This window comes from Ligilactobacillus apodemi DSM 16634 = JCM 16172, assembly GCF_001434405.1.
GTDB lineage: Bacteria > Bacillota > Bacilli > Lactobacillales > Lactobacillaceae > Ligilactobacillus > Ligilactobacillus apodemi.
This window is the reverse complement of the sequence record NZ_AZFT01000016.1, coordinates 1-1838: the sequence shown is the minus strand read 5'-3', so window position 1 is coordinate 1838 and position 1838 is coordinate 1. Positions and strand designations below refer to the sequence as shown.

Below are 1838 nucleotides of genomic sequence, written 5' to 3'. Positions count from 1 at the left end.
TCAGCTGGCCATTTTGGACCATCTGGATCGTTAGGGTTGATTGGATCACCTGGGGTTACTGGGTTGTCTGGTGTAACAGTTTCTTCACCGTGTTTCAATGTAACCGTGTAGTTTTGGTCAACACTTGTGTCATCGTCAAATGTAGCGTCACTTGGGAAGCCATCTTCAACTAAAACATAACCCTTATCTTCAAGTTCTTTGATCGTATCTGCTGTGCTGTAGTTGATCGTAGAATCGGAAGCACCAGTAACTGTATCAACTTGGATCGTTTCACCCGTTGTACTATCAACGTATGTGATCGTTGCTGTTTGTTGATCTTTTACATAAACAACTTTTGTATCTGAACCTGGATCTTCTGGGTTAACACTTGTTGTTTCTGTGTGGTAGCCTGGAATCGTTGGTGTTGGTGTTTCACCTGCTTGAGTTGGATCACTTGGATCATTGTTGTAAGTTGGTGTTTCTGCACCTGGAATTTCGTTACCATCTTCATCAACTGGAATGATCTTACCTAATTCCTTGTAAACAACTGGAATTGTAATATTTTCTTGTGTTACTGTTTGGGCTGTTACTTCAGCTGTATCAGCATAGTAACCTGTGATCACTGGTGTCGTTACGGCATCGTAAGTTGTCTTATCAGATGTCCAGTCAGTTGAAGAAACTACTCCACCTGTAACATTGTCAACTGTAACTGTTCGTGTCCATGTTGCTGTTTGCACATTGTCAGCTGGTGTTTGGTCACCGGCGCCGCTGTATGTGACGGTTAACGTTACGTCCTTAGATACTTCACCTGCTTCAGCTGGCCATTTTGGACCATCTGGATCGTTAGGGTTGATCGGATCACCTGGTGTCACTGGGTTATCTGGTGTAACCGTTGTTTCACCGTGTTTCAATGTAACCGTGTAGTTTTGGTCAACACTATCATCATCGTCAAATGTAGCGTCACTTGGGAAGCCATCTTCAACTAAAACATAACCCTTATCTTCAAGTTCTTTGATCGTATCTGCTGTGCTGTAGTTGATCGTAGAATCGGAAGCACCAGTAACTGTATCAACTTGGATCGTTTCACCCGTTGTACTATCAACGTATGTGATCGTCGCTGTTTGTTGTGTCTTCTTGTAAACAACGACTGTGACATAGTTTTCAGGAATCCCAGTCGTACCATTGTTCTTGTAAACGTCAGTTAATTGACCATTTTCAACGATCGTTTCTGGAATTTCTAAAATTGCGTGTACACTTGAGGCATCATCTGTTGACACGCCATTTGCATTGGTTGATTGGATCGATGCTGTATAACCTGAGATAGTTGGTGTAGTTACGGCATCATAAGCTGTTGTTGTGTTAACAGCGTTATTGATCGTCCAACCAGTATCAGCTGTAACTTCATATTTTTCTTTGATATAGTTTAAGATTTCGTCAGCTGTATGAGTTGCAGCATATTCTTGGATTTCTGTAATCGTGTCAGCGCTAAGTGATAAGGTTAAATCACGCACCATATCAACTTCTTGAGTTACAGTTGGAGCTGCAGTTGTTCCATCTTCATAAACATAAACGATCGTGTTAGTATGCGTACCAGCAGCTTCGTTTACTGTAGTATGTGGGAACCAAATTTGGTGACTCGCACGCATTGTGGAGATACCATAGTAAGGCGCATCTTTGTAAAGTGATGAGCTCACGTTAACTGTTGGATCAGTTTGGTTATCTTTGATCGCGTTAGCAAGAATATTTGCAACTAAGTCTGAACCACTGATCGATAGGTCTTCGTTAGCACCATTGTCATAAATTGGTAAACTTTGGAAACCATTCTTAGCAAATTCAACTTCATTGATATTTAACCAAAT

General features: G+C 41.3%; 1 protein-coding gene. It reads right to left on the bottom strand.

Annotation, left to right across the window (positions count from 1 at the left end):
- The coding region (locus FC32_RS10670; RefSeq protein WP_420835861.1) for a mucin-binding protein at nt 1-1838 on the bottom strand (1838 nt) is incomplete at both ends.